General features: G+C 47.6%; 16 protein-coding genes. 5 read left to right on the forward strand and 11 right to left on the reverse strand.

What is annotated here, in order from left to right; all coding sequences use genetic code 11:
- Positions 1–109: 109 nt before the first annotated feature.
- The 5 genes from lysS to xerD all read right to left on the reverse strand — a co-directional run bounded on the left by lysS (position 110) and on the right by xerD (position 6,853).
- Entirely contained in the window at positions 110–1,633 is a 1,524-nt protein-coding gene (gene lysS / locus L3Q72_RS12165) for a lysine--tRNA ligase (protein WP_275130215.1), read from the reverse strand.
- Between the two features lie 25 nt (positions 1,634–1,658).
- Positions 1,659–2,757 (reverse strand): peptide chain release factor 2 gene (gene prfB / locus L3Q72_RS12170; RefSeq protein WP_275130216.1). Its coding sequence is split into 2 segments (ribosomal slippage): positions 1,659–2,681 and positions 2,683–2,757, totalling 1,098 coding nucleotides; the frame shifts between segments, so codons are not numbered across the junction.
- Between the two features lie 363 nt (positions 2,758–3,120).
- Entirely contained in the window at positions 3,121–4,857 is a 1,737-nt protein-coding gene (gene recJ / locus L3Q72_RS12175; RefSeq protein WP_275130217.1) for a single-stranded-DNA-specific exonuclease RecJ, read from the reverse strand.
- A gap of 210 nt (positions 4,858–5,067) precedes the next feature.
- Positions 5,068–5,862 (reverse strand): thioredoxin fold domain-containing protein, encoded by a 795-nt coding sequence (locus tag L3Q72_RS12180; protein ID WP_275130218.1) that lies wholly within the window; start codon positions 5,860–5,862, stop codon positions 5,068–5,070.
- A gap of 55 nt (positions 5,863–5,917) precedes the next feature.
- Positions 5,918–6,853 carry a site-specific tyrosine recombinase XerD gene (gene xerD / locus L3Q72_RS12185; protein WP_275130219.1) on the reverse strand — a complete coding sequence of 312 codons (936 nt, stop codon included), beginning with the start codon at positions 6,851–6,853 and terminating at the stop codon, positions 5,918–5,920.
- Positions 6,854–6,951: 98 nt separating this feature from the next.
- Here xerD and fldB point away from each other — a divergent pair, with 98 nt between their 5' ends.
- A complete protein-coding gene (gene fldB / locus L3Q72_RS12190; protein ID WP_275130220.1) occupies positions 6,952–7,470 on the forward strand; it encodes a flavodoxin FldB in 519 nt (172 codons plus the stop codon).
- 166 nt (positions 7,471–7,636) lie between these two features.
- On the opposite strand, the gene brnQ is transcribed toward fldB, so the two are convergent.
- Positions 7,637–8,944, reverse strand: a complete 1,308-nt coding sequence (gene brnQ, locus L3Q72_RS12195) for a branched-chain amino acid transport system II carrier protein (protein WP_275130221.1) — start codon at positions 8,942–8,944, stop codon at positions 7,637–7,639.
- Between the two features lie 292 nt (positions 8,945–9,236).
- Here brnQ and L3Q72_RS12200 point away from each other — a divergent pair, with 292 nt between their 5' ends.
- The 3 genes from L3Q72_RS12200 (at position 9,237) to yacG (ending at position 11,487) form a co-directional block, all read left to right on the forward strand.
- A complete protein-coding gene (locus L3Q72_RS12200) occupies positions 9,237–9,956 on the forward strand; it encodes a methyltransferase (protein WP_275132104.1) in 720 nt (239 codons plus the stop codon).
- Between the two features lie 105 nt (positions 9,957–10,061).
- Positions 10,062–11,285 carry an ATP-dependent RNA helicase SrmB gene (gene srmB, locus L3Q72_RS12205; RefSeq protein WP_275130222.1) on the forward strand — a complete coding sequence of 408 codons (1,224 nt, stop codon included), beginning with the start codon at positions 10,062–10,064 and terminating at the stop codon, positions 11,283–11,285.
- 10 nt (positions 11,286–11,295) lie between these two features.
- On the forward strand, positions 11,296–11,487 hold the full coding sequence (yacG, locus tag L3Q72_RS12210; RefSeq protein WP_275130223.1) for a DNA gyrase inhibitor YacG: 192 nt from the start codon (positions 11,296–11,298) through the stop codon (positions 11,485–11,487).
- A 148-nt stretch (positions 11,488–11,635) separates the two neighbouring features.
- On the opposite strand, the gene rplS is transcribed toward yacG, so the two are convergent.
- The 5 genes from rplS to ffh form a co-directional block, all read right to left on the reverse strand.
- The gene (rplS, locus tag L3Q72_RS12215; RefSeq protein ID WP_275130224.1) at positions 11,636–11,989 is read right to left on the reverse strand and encodes a 50S ribosomal protein L19; all 354 of its coding nucleotides are present in this window, start codon (positions 11,987–11,989) and stop codon (positions 11,636–11,638) included.
- A gap of 41 nt (positions 11,990–12,030) precedes the next feature.
- The gene (gene trmD / locus L3Q72_RS12220; RefSeq protein WP_275130225.1) at positions 12,031–12,774 is read right to left on the reverse strand and encodes a tRNA (guanosine(37)-N1)-methyltransferase TrmD; all 744 of its coding nucleotides are present in this window, start codon (positions 12,772–12,774) and stop codon (positions 12,031–12,033) included.
- A 23-nt stretch (positions 12,775–12,797) separates the two neighbouring features.
- Complete coding sequence (rimM, locus tag L3Q72_RS12225; protein ID WP_275130226.1) at positions 12,798–13,352, reverse strand: ribosome maturation factor RimM; 555 nt, start codon at positions 13,350–13,352, stop codon at positions 12,798–12,800.
- 19 nt (positions 13,353–13,371) lie between these two features.
- Positions 13,372–13,620 (reverse strand): 30S ribosomal protein S16, encoded by a 249-nt coding sequence (gene rpsP / locus L3Q72_RS12230; protein ID WP_275130227.1) that lies wholly within the window; start codon positions 13,618–13,620, stop codon positions 13,372–13,374.
- 304 nt (positions 13,621–13,924) lie between these two features.
- Complete coding sequence (ffh, locus tag L3Q72_RS12235) at positions 13,925–15,325, reverse strand: signal recognition particle protein (protein WP_275130228.1); 1,401 nt, start codon at positions 15,323–15,325, stop codon at positions 13,925–13,927.
- Between the two features lie 201 nt (positions 15,326–15,526).
- Here ffh and L3Q72_RS12240 point away from each other — a divergent pair, with 201 nt between their 5' ends.
- Positions 15,527–16,327 carry an inner membrane protein YpjD gene (locus L3Q72_RS12240; RefSeq protein WP_275130229.1) on the forward strand — a complete coding sequence of 267 codons (801 nt, stop codon included), beginning with the start codon at positions 15,527–15,529 and terminating at the stop codon, positions 16,325–16,327.
- Positions 16,328–16,337 lie beyond the last annotated feature (10 nt).

The following is a 16,337-nucleotide window of genomic DNA, read 5'->3' on the forward strand; positions in this document are numbered from 1 at the left end:
TCATTAAACAAGTAACCAACAAAGAGAATAATGTGCGGGCAGTTGAATCGGAGCAAAAAAAAGGAGGTCAATCTGACCTCCTCTGATAACTGATAGCTGACAGCTAAAATTAAGCTTTCGGACGCATTGCCGGGAACAGAATTACGTCGCGGATGGTTTTCGCGTTAGCGAACAGCATTACCAGACGGTCGATACCAATGCCCTGACCCGCTGTTGGCGGAAGGCCGTGCTCAAGTGCTGTGATGTAGTCTGCATCGTAGTACATTGCTTCATCGTCACCTGCATCTTTCGCTGCAACCTGAGCTTTAAAGCGCGCATCCTGATCTTCTGCATCGTTAAGCTCTGAGAAGCCGTTAGCCACTTCACGGCCACCAACGAAGAACTCGAAGCGGTCAGTGATAAACGGGTTTTCATCGTTACGGCGCGCAAGAGGAGAGATATCCGCCGGGTACTCAGTGATGAAGGTTGGCTGAATTAGCTTAGGCTCTGCAGTTTCACCAAAGATCTCTTCAAGAAGCTGACCACAGCTCCAGAACTCTTCAACATCGATATGTACAGATTTCGCAATCTTAACCAGGTAGTCACGGTCCTGAGCTTTTTCGTAGTCCAGAGCCTGAATATCTTCGTTAAGCGGGTTGTACATCTTAGTTGCTTCGATCATGCTCATACGCGGGTATGTGCCGCCGAACTCAACCATTTCGTCGCCATAAGGCATGCTGGTTGTACCCAGAACTTCCTGAGCCGCAGTGCGCAGCATCTCTTCGGTCAGATCCATCAGATCGTTGTAATCTGCGTACGCCATATAGAATTCCATCATAGTGAATTCCGGGTTGTGGCGAGGAGAAAGACCTTCGTTACGGAAGTTACGGTTGATCTCAAATACGCGGTCAAAGCCACCAACTGTCAGACGCTTCAGGTAAAGCTCCGGAGCAACACGCAGGTACATGTCGATATCCAGCGCATTGTGGTGAGTGATAAACGGACGAGCCGTTGCACCACCAGGGATCACGTGCATCATCGGAGTTTCAACTTCAAGGAACTGCTTAGAGCTCATAAAGTTACGGATAGCAGATACCAGCTTAGAGCGGATGATAAATGTGTTGCGCGACTCTTCGTTCACAATCAGGTCAACGTAACGCTGACGGTAACGCATTTCCTGGTCAGTCAGACCGTGGAACTTCTCTGGCAGAGGACGAAGTGCTTTAGTCAGCAACTCATACTCATCCATGTTTACATAAAGATCGCCTTTACCTGACTTATGCAGAGTACCTTTAACACCGATGATGTCACCGATATCCAGACCCTGATATTTCTCTTTCAGCTCTTTCTGTACCGGCTTAGCAGCGTATGCCTGAATACGGCCGGAAGTTTCCTGAATCACAAGGAAAGGACCACGCTTAGCCATGATACGGCCTGCGATAGCAACTACTTTGCCCAGCTCTTCAAGTTCTTCTTTTGTCTTTTCACCGAATTGCGCCTGAAGATCGCCCGCTAAGCTGTCGCGGCGAAAATCGTTAGGGTGACCATTTGCCTTGCAGCTTTTACGGATGTGATCCAGTTTAGCGCGACGCTCGGCAATCAGCTTGTTCTCTTCCTGTTCGTTAATTTCTGGCTGTTGAACCTGTTCAGTCATTTTCTTTTTTACCCTTAATTTGCGCTTACAGGCCTGATTTCAGGCTTGCTTCGATAAATTTGTCTAAGTCACCATCAAGTACCGCCTGAGTGTTGCGGTTTTCGATGCCGGTGCGTAAGTCTTTAATGCGAGAATCATCCAGTACGTAAGAACGGATCTGGCTACCCCAGCCGATATCCGACTTAGCGTCTTCGTTCGCCTGCTTTTCAGCATTCTGCTTTTGCAGCTCAAGCTCGAACAGTTTTGCTTTTAACTGCTTCATCGCCTGATCTTTGTTCTTATGCTGAGAACGGTCGTTCTGACACTGAACCACGGTATTGGTCGGCAAGTGCGTAATACGTACCGCAGATTCTGTGGTGTTTACGTGCTGACCACCCGCGCCCGATGCACGGTATACGTCGATACGAAGATCGGCCGGGTTAATATCAATCGCGATGTTGTCATCAATCTCCGGATAGATAAATGCAGATGCAAATGAAGTATGACGACGACCGCCTGAATCAAACGGAGACTTACGAACCAGACGGTGAACACCGGTTTCAGTACGCAGCCAGCCGTAAGCGTATTCACCAACAATACGAACCGTTGCTGATTTCAGACCGGCAACATCACCTTCAGAAACTTCGATAACTTCCGCTTTAAAGCCCTTAGCTTCAGCCCAGCGCAGGTACATGCGCAGCATCATTGAAGTCCAGTCCTGAGCTTCCGTACCACCTGAGCCGGACTGAAGGTCGATATAACAGTCGGAACCATCGTGATCGCCAGCGAACATACGGCGGAACTCTAGCTTCTCAAGCTTAGCTTCAAGTTCAGCAAGCTCAGGCTCGATCTCATCGAAGGTTTCCTGATCTTCGGCTTCCACGGCAAGCTCAAGAAGGCCGTCAACATCGTCGACACCCTGATCAAGCTGATCGATAGTTTCAACAACCGCTTCAAGTGCAGAACGCTCTTTACCCAGCGCCTGTGCGCGTTCAGGTTCGTTCCATACATCCGGCTGTTCTAGTTCGGCATTGACTTCTTCAAGACGCTCTTTTTTAGCGTCATAGTCAAAGATACCCCCTAAGGACATTCGTACGCTCAGTTACGTCCTCTAGGCGGTTTTTAATAGGATTGATTTCAAACATTTCTGATCTGCATTAATGAGTAGAATTTAACCGGAGAATTCTACTGAAAAATGTGATGAAGATACAGGAAAATTTTGGGGTTATGGGGTTATGGGGTTATGGGGTTATGGGGTTATGGGGTTATGGGGTTATGGGGTTATGGGGTTATGGGGTTATGGGGTTATGGGGTTATGGGGTTATGGGGTTATGGGGTTATGGGGTTATGGGGTTATGGGGTTATGGGGTTATGGGGTTATGGGGTTATGGGGTTATGGGGTTATGCAAGATTTGATTCGACTGCACATGATGTCAAGCTTTTTTAGCTTTTCCCCATAGCCTTATTTCCCTCAAGGACGAAGTCTGCCCCATAGCCCCATTACCCATTTACGCGCTTAACGTTTCCACCATTAGCTGAAGACTCTGATTCCCCCGAAACTCATTAACATCCAACCGATAAGCCATATTCACCGTCTTAACCGATGCATCAGGCCAGCGTCTTAGGTCAACATTGAAAGCGATGGCATCCAGGGTGAGGTTAGTTGGGTGGCCTTTAAATAGCGGCTCTACCATAAGTTTCAGGTGTTTTTCGCCGACCAGTTTTTGGTGCAGTATTTTAAATTCACCGTCAAATACCGGCTCGGGGAAGTTCTGGCCCCATGGACCTCCTGAACGCAGTTGCTCTGCGGTCAGCATAGAGAACTCTTCCGGTAGTAGTTCACCGTCGGTAAGGATCACACCTTTCAGGGCATCTTCTTCCAGTACGTTTCTCACGGCCTGATCAAAAGCCTCAGAGAAAGTTTTAAAGTGCTCTTCTTTAATAGTCAGGCCGGCAGCCATTGCGTGTCCGCCGAACTTAACAATGATGCCCGGATGCTTCTTGTCAATCAGGTCAAGCGTATCACGCATATGCAGGCCGGGAATGGAACGGCAGGATCCTTTGATGTAACCTTCGCCACCGTCAGCAAAAGCGATAACCGGTCGGTGGAACTGGTCCTTAATTCTGGATGCCAAAATGCCGATAACGCCCTGATGCCAGTCTCGCTGGAAAAGTGCCAGCCCGAAAGGCAGTTCGCTGTCATCTGAATACTGAATACGCTCACAGAAAGCCATGGCTTCCTGTTTCATTCCCTCTTCAATTTCCCGGCGGGTCTGATTTAGGCCATCCAGTTCACTGGCCATTCTTCTGGCTGCATGAATATTGCTGCACATCAGAAGCTCAACCCCGAACGACATATCATCCAGACGACCGGCCGCATTAATTCGGGGGCCAAGAGCAAAACCAAAATCGGCCGCTACCATTCTTCTGGATTCTCTTTTGGAAACTTCAATCAGAGCCTGAATGCCAGGCCGGGCTTTTCCTGCTCTGATTCGCTGCAAGCCCTGATGAACTAAAATCCGGTTGTTTCCATCCAGAGAAACTACATCCGCGACGGTTCCAAGCGCAACAAGGTCAAGCAGCTCACCTAAATTCGGCTCAGGTACGCCATTTAGCTCAAACCAGTTTTTCCCGCGCATATAAGCGCGCAGAGCCATCATCAGATAAAAGGCGACGCCGACTCCGGCAAGAGACTTGGACGGAAACTCGCAGGTTTCAAGGTTTGGGTTCACCATGGCATCGGCTTCCGGCAACTCATCCCCTGGTAAGTGGTGATCGGTAACAATAACCTGAAGTCCCTGCTGCTTAGCATAGCGGACACCTTCAATAGAAGAGACACCATTGTCCACCGTCATAATCACTTCAGCCTGAAGCGCAATAGCCTGATCAACCACTTCCGGGCTCAGCCCGTATCCGTCTTCAAAACGGTTGGGCACCAGATAATCAATATTACTACTGCCCAGCTTTCTCATCGCCAGAACAGAGAGCGCAGAGCTGGTCGCACCGTCCGCATCAAAGTCACCGACAACAATAATGCGCCTGCCGGTTTCAATGCACTGAAAAAGCAGTTCAACGGCTTTCTGAATGCCATTTAATGTCTGATAAGGAAGCAGGCCTCTGGCTGAATTATCCAGTTGCTGCGTGCTGGTAATACCCCGGCTGATGTAGATGCGTCTTAATAGCGGAGGAATCGAATCAGGAAGAGCGGATATGTCGGCTTCTGGCCGGCGTTTTATTTCTATCATGGGTGAACAAGATCCTGCGCAGATCGATTAACAGTGCCCGGTTATCATCATCCAGGAAATTGCCCAGGCAATTCTCCGGGATCTAATTCAAGCGCGTTGTAGAGTACTCAATTATCAGTTCGCTCACAACGCGCTTTAACAAGATTCCTGCCTTCGCAGGAATGACAATAAGGGCTGCCCTTAAACCATCTGCTCTATGGCTTTTATTATTTAATTAACTTGCAGCAGACGCTTATACAGCCCTGCTGGCGGCATATAACCGGCAACTACGTTTCCGTCAGGCAGGAAAACGGCTGGAGTGCCGGAAATACCCAGATCACGGCCAAGCATATACTGATCCGCAACTTTTTGCTGGCACTGAGCCAGGTTCTGAACCTCTTCATTAAAGTTACGTTCTATCTTCGCTGTGCCCATCGCCTTAGCTGGGTCTTCAGAACACCAGATTTTTGCCATCTCCTGGGCAACATCTCCGGTTGGGCCCTGACGAGGATAGGCCAGATAGCGAACAGTGATACCTAAATCATTGTAACCCTGCATCTGGCTATGCAGACGCACGCAGTAAGTACAAGTGGTATCGGTAAATACAGTAACCGCGAATTTTTCATTTTCCGCTTGATACACAATCATATCATCAGCAAAAGACTCAATCTTAGCGGCATTTATCGGCGCCTGTTTTGCTGCCAGAATATCTACCGGATTCCCCTCTTCATCAAATGAATATAAAGTCCCGGCAATAAAGTTCTGCCCTGTCTTATCCGAATAAACCACACCACTGGAAGTGGATACTTCAACCACTCCGTCAAACGCTGTAGCTTCAATGCTATTTACTGTGATGCCAATGGCTGCAAAGCGTGTTTTTATCGCGGCTTCATCAAATGAAGCCATCGCTGATTCTGTCGTTTTCACTTCTTCAGCCTGAGGCTGAACTACTTTCTCTTCCGCCTCAATACAGGCAGAAAGAAAAACCGGAGATAGCGCAAATAAAGTCTTGCGTAGCACGCTCATAAAAATTCACCTTTAAAAATTACCGGACCAACGAAAAGCCGCACCAAATTCTCGCCTATGCTCTTGGATGGTGCTCTTTATGAATATTTTTCAGTCTCTCCGTTGCCACGTGAGTATAAATTTGGGTAGTCGATAAGTCACTATGCCCCAGTAACATCTGCACAACTCTGAGATCTGCACCATGATTCAACAAGTGCGTCGCAAAAGCATGGCGCAAAACATGGGGAGAAAGAGAGTCCGCATCTATTCCGGCTATCACCGCATAGTGCTTAATTCTGTGCCAGAAAGTCTGCCTGGTCATCTGTCTGGCGCGACTGCTGGGAAAAACCACATCTGAGGCTTTCTCACCTAAAAGAACAGACCGGCCCTGCTGCAAAAAAGTTTCAATCCAGTCAATGGCGTTTTCCCCCATGGGAACCAGACGCTCTTTGTTCCCTTTACCTGTCACCCTGACCACACCTTCTCGAAGGCTCATATTTTCCGTAGTCAGACTAACCAGCTCAGTCACACGCAGACCCGTCGCATAAAGCAGCTCCAGCATCGCCTTATCCCTGAGTTCAACCGGATCATTCGGGTCAGGCGCATCCAGCAGGGCTTCTACCTGATTCTCGCTCAGATCCTTTGGCAGCCTTTTTGGCAACTTAGGAGCGATAAGCAGAGCACTGGGATCATCCTCTCTCAGCTTTTCCCGGTACAGATAACGGAATATGCGTCGTATAGCCGAGAGCGTCCGGGCACGGGAGGTTTGCTTGTAACCTTTATCAAGCTGCCACGCCTGAAATTCCTGCAGCTTTTCGGTGCTAACGGAAAGCAGCGTTAGCTTTTCCTTATCCAGCCATTGATGCACTTTCTTAAGATCATTTCGGTACGATGCCAGAGTATTCTCGGATAAACCGTTTTCCAAAAGCATCGAATCCAGAAACTGTTCGACAATAGCCTGATCGTTCAATATTTTTTCCTGAAAAGCCTCTACCAATAACTTACTCAGCATATGTCAGCCTTTACTAAATTACTATCGATATCTGTTTTGATGGGGTGAGTATATTTAGTAGAATCAGAAATTATCCCGCTATAAATGTGCTGAATTATATGAAAATCGGACTCTTCTACGGCTCAACGACCTGTTACACAGAAATGGCTGCTGAAAAAATACGTGCCATAATTGGTGAGGAGATCGTGGATATCTACAATGTTAAAGAGACGCCATTAGAAGTAATGGAGCAGTATGAGTTTCTTATTTTAGGCATCTCGACCTGGGACTTTGGTGAACTTCAGGAAGATTGGGGCGCAATATGGGAGCACATAGGTGGCGTGTCCATAAAAAACAGGTACGTCGCATTGTTCGGGCTAGGCGATCAAGAAGGCTATGGGGAATGGTTCCTCGATGCCATGGGGATGTTGCACGATGCACTGAAACCAATTGGCGTTAATTTTCTGGGATACTGGCCAAATCAAGGCTATAAGTTTGAAGCATCAAAAGCACTGACGCCTGACGGCACTCATTTTGTCGGACTGGCACTGGATGAAGATTCGCAGTATGAGCTTAGTGATGAGCGAATTGCGGGGTGGTGTGAGCAGATACTTTTGGAGTATCAGGAGAAACTTTAAGCTATCAGCTATCAGCTATCAGCTATCAGCTATCAGCTATCAGCTATCAGCTATCAGAAAAGCTTGCCACTCAGAATAATGTTGCAAGCTTTTATTAGGTCAAAATTTTTGTCAGAGGTAAGAGCATCATCAATCTCCCTCTGAAAGCTGACAGCTGAAAGCTCTATTAAACAGACTCCGCTAACTTCCCTTCCGCCTTCGGCATCAGGAACATAACCACGATAGTCGCAGCCGTTGGCAGTACCCAACCCATTCCGTAGCTGAACAGTGGCAGGAATTCGAATGCTGATACGTCCATACCTGCAACTTTTGCAGCGTCGATAAGAGCGAACAGCAGTGATACTGCGATGACTACGCGGTATGCCAGTTGGCGGTTTGGCAGACGACCCCGGATAAAGGTCAGAGCAACCAGAGCAATGGCTACCGGGTACAGAGCGAACAGTACAGGTACAGAAAGCGCAATCAGTTGAGACAGACCAACGTTCGCGATCACTGCGCACGCAACACCGACGATAATCACGTACGCTTTATACGGCACAGGAGTCAGTGAGCTGAAGTAATCCGAACACGCAGAGATCAGACCGATTGATGTTGTCAGACACGCCAGCATTACAATAGTAGACAGCACAAGCTGGCCAGATGAACCAAACAGTTCCTGCACATACAGACTCAGAACCACACCACCGTTATCAGCGCCCGCTGCAATGGTGCTGCTTGTCGCGCCAAGGAAGAAGAGTGATATATAAACAAAAGCCAGACCAGATGCCGCGATAACACCGGCCAGAGTCAGGTACTTGGTGGTTGCTTTCGCTTCAGTAATGCCCTTCTTACGCAATACGTCAACAATCAACATACCAAACATCAGTGAAGCAAAGGTATCCATAGTGTTATAGCCTTCAAGGAAACCTTTTGTCAGTGGCTGAGCAATATAGTCACCCTGAGCGGCCATAATTTCGCCCTGAGGAGAAACAAATACTGCAAATGCCAGCACAATCAGAGCAACAAACAATGCCGGGGTCAGCACCTTACCGATAATGTCGATAAGTTTGCTTTGGGACCAGGCAAAGAACATAGCAACTGCAAAGAACACCACAGAGAAGGCCGTCAGTTCAGCCTGTCCAGCTTCAGCCAGAAACGGCTTAAATGCCATCTCATAAGCCACCAGACCTGTACGTGGTGCAGCAAATGCGGGGCCGATGATGATAAACATCAGCACCGCCATCAAAGTAGCTGCTCGCTTAGGCAGGTCTTTGGTAAGATGATCCCAGGTTCCGCCTGCAATAGCGATCGCTATAATAGTGATTAGCGGCAAGCCTACTGCTGTCACAAGAAAGCCGAACATTGCAGGCATCAGGTTATCACCAGCCAGTTGCCCTGCAAGAGGAGGAAAGATAATGTTTCCTGCGCCAAGGAAAAAAGCAAAAAGCATAAAGCCAACGGCTATTACATCTGTAAATTTTAAATTCTGTTTCACAGGCAGGACCTATAACAATATTATGAGTTGAGGGCTTTATCTGGAATTAAACACCAGAGCAGGCGCAGAATAATGAATAAAAACAGGTAAATTATCAATAGACCGAGAAAAAACGAAACTTACAACCAGTTTATTGACAAGCAACAGATCACAATAACCAGTTAACCAAGATTAAATGGAATAATATTTCATTCGCAAAGAGATACACAGGCGATCAATTGGAGCATATATAGCCACACTGAATGCTGTATACAGAAATAAACACCATATTAAATAGAAAACACCACATATGATAAAAACAGAGCCAGCAAAAACAAAAGACTTTAAATTCAAACAATTCCATATTTGCGGTGGATTATCTGGTATGCCTGTGAGTACGGATGGCGTTTTACTGGGTGCGTGGGCTTCATTTTCAGATCCGGAAAAAATACTTGATATAGGCACAGGTACCGGGCTTCTTGCGCTTATGTGCGCGCAACGCTTTGCCAAAGCAGAGATTACCGCACTGGATATTGACGACAATGCGATCGCCGCCGCCTCAACTAACTTCAATAACTCTCACTGGACAGACAGGCTACAACTGATCTTGCAGGATGTGCTGGAATTTGAACCTTCATATAAGTTTGATGCCATTATCTGTAATCCTCCCTATTTCAATACCGGAGAGCAGTCTTCTGTATCGCAAAGGGCGAAAGCCAGACATACAGATACGCTGAATCACAAAAGCCTGTTAGCCCGCTGCCATCGGTTACTGACAAAGGAAGGCCGCGCTTGTTTTATCCTTCCTCTCTTTGAGGGTGAGACCTTCTTATCTATGGCTTCAGAGGCAAACTGGAATGTGGCAAAAGTATGCAGAGTCCGCCCTAACGAAAACAAACCGACAAGCCGTCTGCTTATCGAACTTTCTAAGCAAACTATCGCAACCGAAGAAACTGAGCTGAGCATTCGTAGCCAGGATGGCTACAGCGAGAAGTTTACCGCGCTGACTAAAGCGTTTTATCTGAAAATGTAAGCCGCAAATTCACTTCTCTAAAAGTGGGGAATTCAATAAGCATCTCGGTTATAATGCGCGGTCAATCTAACCTTATTAATTTATTCTGCTTGCGGAGAACTTATTGTGATCAGAAATTTTGCTGAACTGGAACTGGATCCTGAACTGCTGGATGCCATTGAAGAGATCGGTTTTGACCGCCCTACCCAAGTACAGGGCGAAGCGATCCCACAGGCACTGGACGGCAGGGATATCCTTGCTTCAGCACCTACTGGTACAGGTAAAACCGCGGCATTTGTACTGCCTGCACTCCAGTTTCTTCTGGACTTTCCCCGCAGAAAACCAGGGCCTGCCAGGATTTTGATCCTGACCCCAACACGCGAACTTGCCATGCAGGTTGCCGACCAGGCTCGCGCTCTGGCTAAAAATACCAAACTGAACATCTTCACCATTACCGGTGGTGTTCAGTACCAGGAACACGCAGACGTTCTTGCAACGACTCAGGATATTGTGGTTGCGACACCGGGACGACTGATGGAGTACATTGAAGCTGAACGCTTTGACTGCCGTGCCATTGAATGGCTTATCCTGGATGAAGCAGACCGTATGCTGGATATGGGCTTTGGCCCTGTTGTTGACCGCCTTTCATCAGAGTGCCGCTGGCGGAAACAGACCCTTCTGTTTTCCGCAACACTGGAAGGCAAAGGCGTTGAAGGCTTCACTGCTGATCTGCTAAAAGATCCTGCAGAAATCGATGCACAACCATCACGCCGTGAACGTAAGAAGATCACCCAGTGGTATCACCGTGCCGACAGCATGGAGCACAAGCTTGAACTGCTTAAGCATATTCTGACTGAGCAGGCAGAACGCTCAATCGTGTTCCTGAAGACACGCGAACGCTTAGCCGATCTCAGAGCACAACTTGAAAGCGCGCAGATCCCTTGTAGCTGGATTCAGGGTGAAATGCCTCAGGACCGACGCAACAACGCAATCAAACGCTTCCGCGACGGCGAAGTAAATGTTCTTCTGGCGACAGATGTAGCAGCACGTGGCATCGACCTGCCAGACATCACGCACGTAATCAACTATGACCTGCCAAGAACCGCCGATGTTTACCTGCACCGTATTGGCCGCACAGCCAGAGCAGGTAAAAAAGGCAGTGCCATCTCTCTGGTAGAAGCGCATGATCAGCCAATGATGGACCGTGTTGCCCGCTACACCAAAGAAGAGATCAAAGAGCGCTATATCAAGGGTATGCGCCCGCAGCATAAAAAGCCGGTATTTAAGAAAAAGAAAAAAGCCAAACCAGCCGCTAAAAAGAAAGCCGTTGCAAAGAAAAAGAAGAAGTAGGAATTGAGCTATGAGTAAACCAACAATAGTAAAATGCCCGACTTGTCAGAAAGAGGTCGAATGGTCAGAGAAAAGTCCTTATCGGCCGTTTTGCAGCAAGAAATGTCAGATGATCGATTTTGGCGACTGGGCGGATGAGGAGAACCTGATTCCGGGGGCGCCGGATATGTCTGATGGGGATGGGTGGTCGGAAGATTACTAGAGGCCCTGGGTTTCTGGGCCCTCGGCCTTGGGAAATCGAAACAATTAGCTCCCAGGGCCCAGGGCCTATAGGACGAAGTCCGTCCCCAGGGCCAAAAAAAGGGAGCCTTCCGGCTCCCTTTTTTTCTATGAGAAATGCTGGTTTAGCATTACTTCTTAGCAAGCTTCTCTTTAATACGAGCTGACTTACCAGAACGCTCACGTAGGTAGTACAGTTTGGCACGACGTACTGCACCGCGGCGTTTAACTTCAATGCTATCAACCATTGGAGAGTGAGTTTGGAACGTACGTTCAACACCTTCACCGTTCGAGATCTTACGAACAGTGAATGCAGAATGTAGACCACGGTTACGTACAGCGATTACAACGCCTTCGAAAGCCTGTAGACGCTCACGGTCACCTTCTTTAACCTTAACCTGTACAACAACAGTGTCACCTGGTGCGAACTTAGGCAGGTCAGATTTCATTTGCTCTTGCTCAAGAGCTTTGATGATGTTACTCATTTTTTAAATTCCTAGAATAAACTGATACTAAATTAAATAGGTTACTTTGCGTTATGTTCTTTAATGAACTCAGCAAGTAATAGTTCCTGTTCGTCAGTCAGAGCTAGGTTTTCCAGGAGCTCTGGTCTTCTAAGCCAAGTACGGCCCAGCGATTGTTTTAATCGCCAGCGACGAATGTCCTTATGATTTCCGGATTTCAGTACCGCTGGTACCTCTTTTCCGTCTAACACTTCAGGACGGGTATAGTGCGGACAATCCAGCAAGCCATTTGCAAAGGAGTCTTCCTCTGCTGACGCAAAATCGCCAAGTACGCCCGGTATAAACCGTGATACAGAGTCGATTAAGGTCATGGCCGGCAGTTCACCGCCCGTCATCACAAAATCTCCGATTGACCATTCTTCGTCAACCTCAGACTGAATGATGCGCTCATCTATCCCTTCGTAGCGGCCACAAATCAGAACCATGTTCTCGTTTGTTGCCAGCTCTTCTACCCCTTTCTGGTCGAGTTTACGACCTTGAGGAGAAAGATAGATTACCTTCGTCTTTCCCGGTGAAGCTTTCTTGGCAGTATGGATAGCATCGCGCAAAGGCTGAACCATCATCAACATACCAGGACCGCCACCGTAAGGTCTGTCATCGACTGTGCGATGTTTGTCGTGAGTGAAATCTCTTGGATTCCATGTCTCTACCGACAAAAGACCTTTTTTAACCGCTTGACCTGTAACTCCAAATTCAGTGATTGAACGGAACATTTCAGGAAACAGGCTTATTACGCCAATCCACATTGTTCTATCGCTCCACTGCGGAGTTAAAATCCAGGATCCCAGTCAACTTCGATCCGTTGAGCTTCGCGATCAATATTTTTGATCACCTGCTCTTCAAGGAACGGAATTAATCGTTCCTTCTGGCCAAAAGCATCTTTTAGATTGGCTTTCACAACCAAAACATCGTTGGAACCTGTTTCCAGCATGTCAGTAACTTCGCCAAGGTCATACCCTTTCGTCGTTACCACTTTCATTCCAAACAATTCGCGCCAGTAGAATTCATCTTCTGACAGTTCAGGTAGTGCTGCCGGGTCAATCGAAATTTCAAAGTTTGTCATCAGGTGAGCATCCTCACGCACATCCAAACCTTCAAGCTTAGCTACCAAACCTTTGTTATGGCGCTTCCAGCTTTCGACTTTGTATTCAACCCACTGCCCTTTCTGGTTAATAAACCAGGGGCTGTAATCAAAAATACTTTCAGCATTGTCTGTGTAGGAAATCACTTTAAGCCAGCCACGAATGCCGTACGTAGCACCAAACTTGCCTACTACTACTTTTTCGTTTTGCTCGCTCATCGTTTCTTTACCTTCAACCGACATACTAAATGGTTACTTCTAATTAAGCCGCTTTCTGAGCGTCTTTAACTAGCTTAGCAACACGATCAGACAGAGATGCACCTTCGCCAACCCAGTGGTTAACGCGGTCCAGGTCTAGACGAAGACCTTCTTCCTGACCTTGAGCAGTAGGGTTGAAGAAACCTACTTTCTCGATGTAGCGACCAGTAGCAGCGAAGCGGCTATCTGCAACTACGATTTGATAAAATGGACGCTTCTTAGCGCCGTGACGTGCCAAACGAATGGTTACCATATCGTCCTCTTTGCTTTCTCAATAATAAAATTAACCCCAAAAACCGCTCTTAAAAAACAGCTTGGGGTCTCGTGCCAATTTAAAGCCCCGGAATTTTACTCTTATTGGGAAAGTTTGCAAGGGAAATGTGATGTGGGTGGGGGAAAAAATAAACAGGGGGAAGGAAGGGCCCTGGGTTTCTAGGCCCTGGGCCCTGGGAAGTGCGAATTGATGCAACTTTAGAGGAATGATAGACGTAAGTTAAGAGGCCTTTACCAGGGCCTATAGGACGAAGTCCGTCCCCAGGGCCCAGGGCCGCATTAAACTACCGTCCGAAACGACCAAACCCGCCTGGTCCACCCATTCCGCCCATACCTCCCATGCCACCCATCATGCCTTGCATGTTGCGCATCATGCCTTTCATTCCGCCCTTCTGCATTTTCTTCATCATCTTCTGCATCTGGGTGAACTGCTTAAGCAGGCGGTTTACGTCCTGGATCTGAGTACCGGAACCGGCAGCGATACGTTTTTTACGTGAGCCTTTGATTAGCTCAGGGCGCTGGCGCTCTTTCATGGTCATTGAGCTGATGATAGCTTCCATCTGCTTAAACATCTTGTCATCAACTTTGTCTTTTACGTCAGCAGGTAAGTTGTTCATACCCGGCAGCTTGTCCAGCATGCCCATCATGCCGCCCATGTTCTGCATCTGACCCAGCTGCTCGCGGAAATCTTCCAGATCAAAGCCTTTTTTCTCTTTGAACTTCTTCGCCAGTTTTTCTGCTTTCTTCTTATCTACATTACGCTCTAAGTCTTCGATAAGGGAAAGAACGTCACCCATACCAAGAATACGGGAAGCGACACGGTCCGGGTGGAATGGTTCAAGCGCGTCTGTCTTTTCACCCACACCAAGGAATTTGATTGGCTTACCGGTAATATGACGAACAGACAGCGCCGCACCACCACGGGCATCACCATCAACTTTAGTCAGAATCACACCGGTTAGCGGAAGTGCGTCACCAAAGGCTTTCGCGGTGTTTGCCGCATCCTGACCCGTCATTGCATCGACAACGAACAGAGTTTCCACCGGATCAATCGCGTTATGCAGATCCTGAATCTCGGACATCATCTCTTCATCGATAGCCAGACGACCCGCAGTATCGACAATCAGTACATCGAAGAATTTCTTTTTCGCATGGTCAATGGCTGCATTAGCAATATCGATTGGCTTCTGGTCAGCAGAGGACGGGAAGAACTCAACACCGATATCGGTTGCCAGAGTTTCCAGCTGTTTGATCGCCGCAGGACGGTAGACATCAGCAGACACCACCAGCACTTTCTTCTTATCACGCTCTTTAAGCAGTTTAGAAAGCTTACCAACACTGGTTGTTTTACCCGCACCCTGAAGACCGGCCATCAGGATTACCGCCGGAGGCTGAGCCGCAAGGTTAAGCGCTTCATTGGACTCACCCATAACCGCTTCAAGCTCAGCCTGAACGATCTTGATGAATTCCTGCCCCGGTGTCAGAGACTTAGAAACTTCAATACCAACTGCGCTTTCTTTAACGCGTTTAACAAAGTCACGAACAACAGGAAGCGCTACGTCAGCCTCCAAAAGAGCCATACGTACTTCACGCAGGGTCTCTTTAATATTGTCCTCTGTCAGACGGCCTTTACCGCTGATATTTTTCAGTGTACTGGATAATCTATCCGTTAAATTCTCAAACATGTCTGTCTCTTTGGCTGAATTCTGCTTCGCATTACGCGAACAATTACCCGGAGTATACTCTAATGGGACTCCATCTATCAAAAATCAACAGATAAATTCCCTGAATTCCTCTGTTTCTCACAAAAACCCCGATAGCCCATCCCGGCTAAGCAAGTTATAATCAGTAAATTAGGTGGTATTTTAGAGACAAATCCAGAAAATATGGAAAGTTTATTAGCTGTACTTGCTTCAATTCTATATCTGTTTGCGATAGCGACTATCGTACCGGGCCTTGTGCATCAAACCGGTATCAGAGCAAAGATCGTATTTATCAGCGCTCTGGGGGCCTTGGTATTTCACGGCTGGCTGCTGCATGACCTTATTCATACAGATGGAATAACAGGTCAGAACCTGAGCATACTTAATGTTGCTTCGGTTATCAGCTTTATCGTTTCTCTGGTGATGAGCCTTGCTATGCTCAGAACCCGTCTCTGGTTCCTTCTTCCGGTTGTCTACAGCTTTTCCGCTATCAACTTGCTTGCATCAACCTTTTTGCCTGGCACTATGGTTATGCACTTTGAAAATCAGCCGGGACTACTGGTACATATCACACTGGCACTCTTCTCCTACGCCACCTTAACCATAGCAGCACTTTATGCTCTGCAACTTGCCTGGCTGGACTACAAGCTTAAGGCCAAGAAAGCTATGGTAATGAATCCCAACCTGCCGCCTTTGATGAAAATAGAAAGACAGCTATTTAACATCATTCTGATCGGTACCGGCCTTTTGACCTTAACCCTGCTTAGCGGATTTGTTTTCCTTGAAGACATGTTTGCTCAGGGCAAGGCGCATAAAGCCATTCTTTCCATGATTGCCTGGGTAGTCTACTCAATTCTGATTTGGGGACACTACCAGCAAGGGTGGCGCGGAAGAAAGGTGACCTGGTATTCGGTTATCGGTGCCTGCCTGCTGACTCTGGCCTATTTCGGAAGTCGTTTTGTAAAAGAAGTCATTCTTTCCTGATTTCACTACT

Origin of the sequence: Vibrio sp. JC009 (genome assembly GCF_029016485.1) — a bacterium.
In the GTDB taxonomy this organism is placed as follows: Bacteria; Pseudomonadota; Gammaproteobacteria; order Enterobacterales; family Vibrionaceae; genus Vibrio.

Coding starts and splice junctions, on each gene's coding strand:
- recJ (WP_275130217.1), bottom strand. CDS start 4,857: ATGATAGAAATAAAACGCCGGCCAGAAGCCGACATATCCGCTCTTCCT.
- L3Q72_RS12240 (WP_275130229.1), top strand. CDS start 15,527: ATGGAAAGTTTATTAGCTGTACTTGCTTCAATTCTATATCTGTTTGCG.
- ffh (WP_275130228.1), bottom strand. CDS start 15,325: ATGTTTGAGAATTTAACGGATAGATTATCCAGTACACTGAAAAATATC.
- trmD (WP_275130225.1), bottom strand. CDS start 12,774: ATGTGGATTGGCGTAATAAGCCTGTTTCCTGAAATGTTCCGTTCAATC.
- yacG (WP_275130223.1), top strand. CDS start 11,296: ATGAGTAAACCAACAATAGTAAAATGCCCGACTTGTCAGAAAGAGGTC.
- lysS (WP_275130215.1), bottom strand. CDS start 1,633: ATGACTGAACAGGTTCAACAGCCAGAAATTAACGAACAGGAAGAGAAC.
- rimM (WP_275130226.1), bottom strand. CDS start 13,352: ATGTCGGTTGAAGGTAAAGAAACGATGAGCGAGCAAAACGAAAAAGTA.
- xerD (WP_275130219.1), bottom strand. CDS start 6,853: ATGCTGAGTAAGTTATTGGTAGAGGCTTTTCAGGAAAAAATATTGAAC.
- rpsP (WP_275130227.1), bottom strand. CDS start 13,620: ATGGTAACCATTCGTTTGGCACGTCACGGCGCTAAGAAGCGTCCATTT.
- rplS (WP_275130224.1), bottom strand. CDS start 11,989: ATGAGTAACATCATCAAAGCTCTTGAGCAAGAGCAAATGAAATCTGAC.
- fldB (WP_275130220.1), top strand. CDS start 6,952: ATGAAAATCGGACTCTTCTACGGCTCAACGACCTGTTACACAGAAATG.
- L3Q72_RS12180 (WP_275130218.1), bottom strand. CDS start 5,862: ATGAGCGTGCTACGCAAGACTTTATTTGCGCTATCTCCGGTTTTTCTT.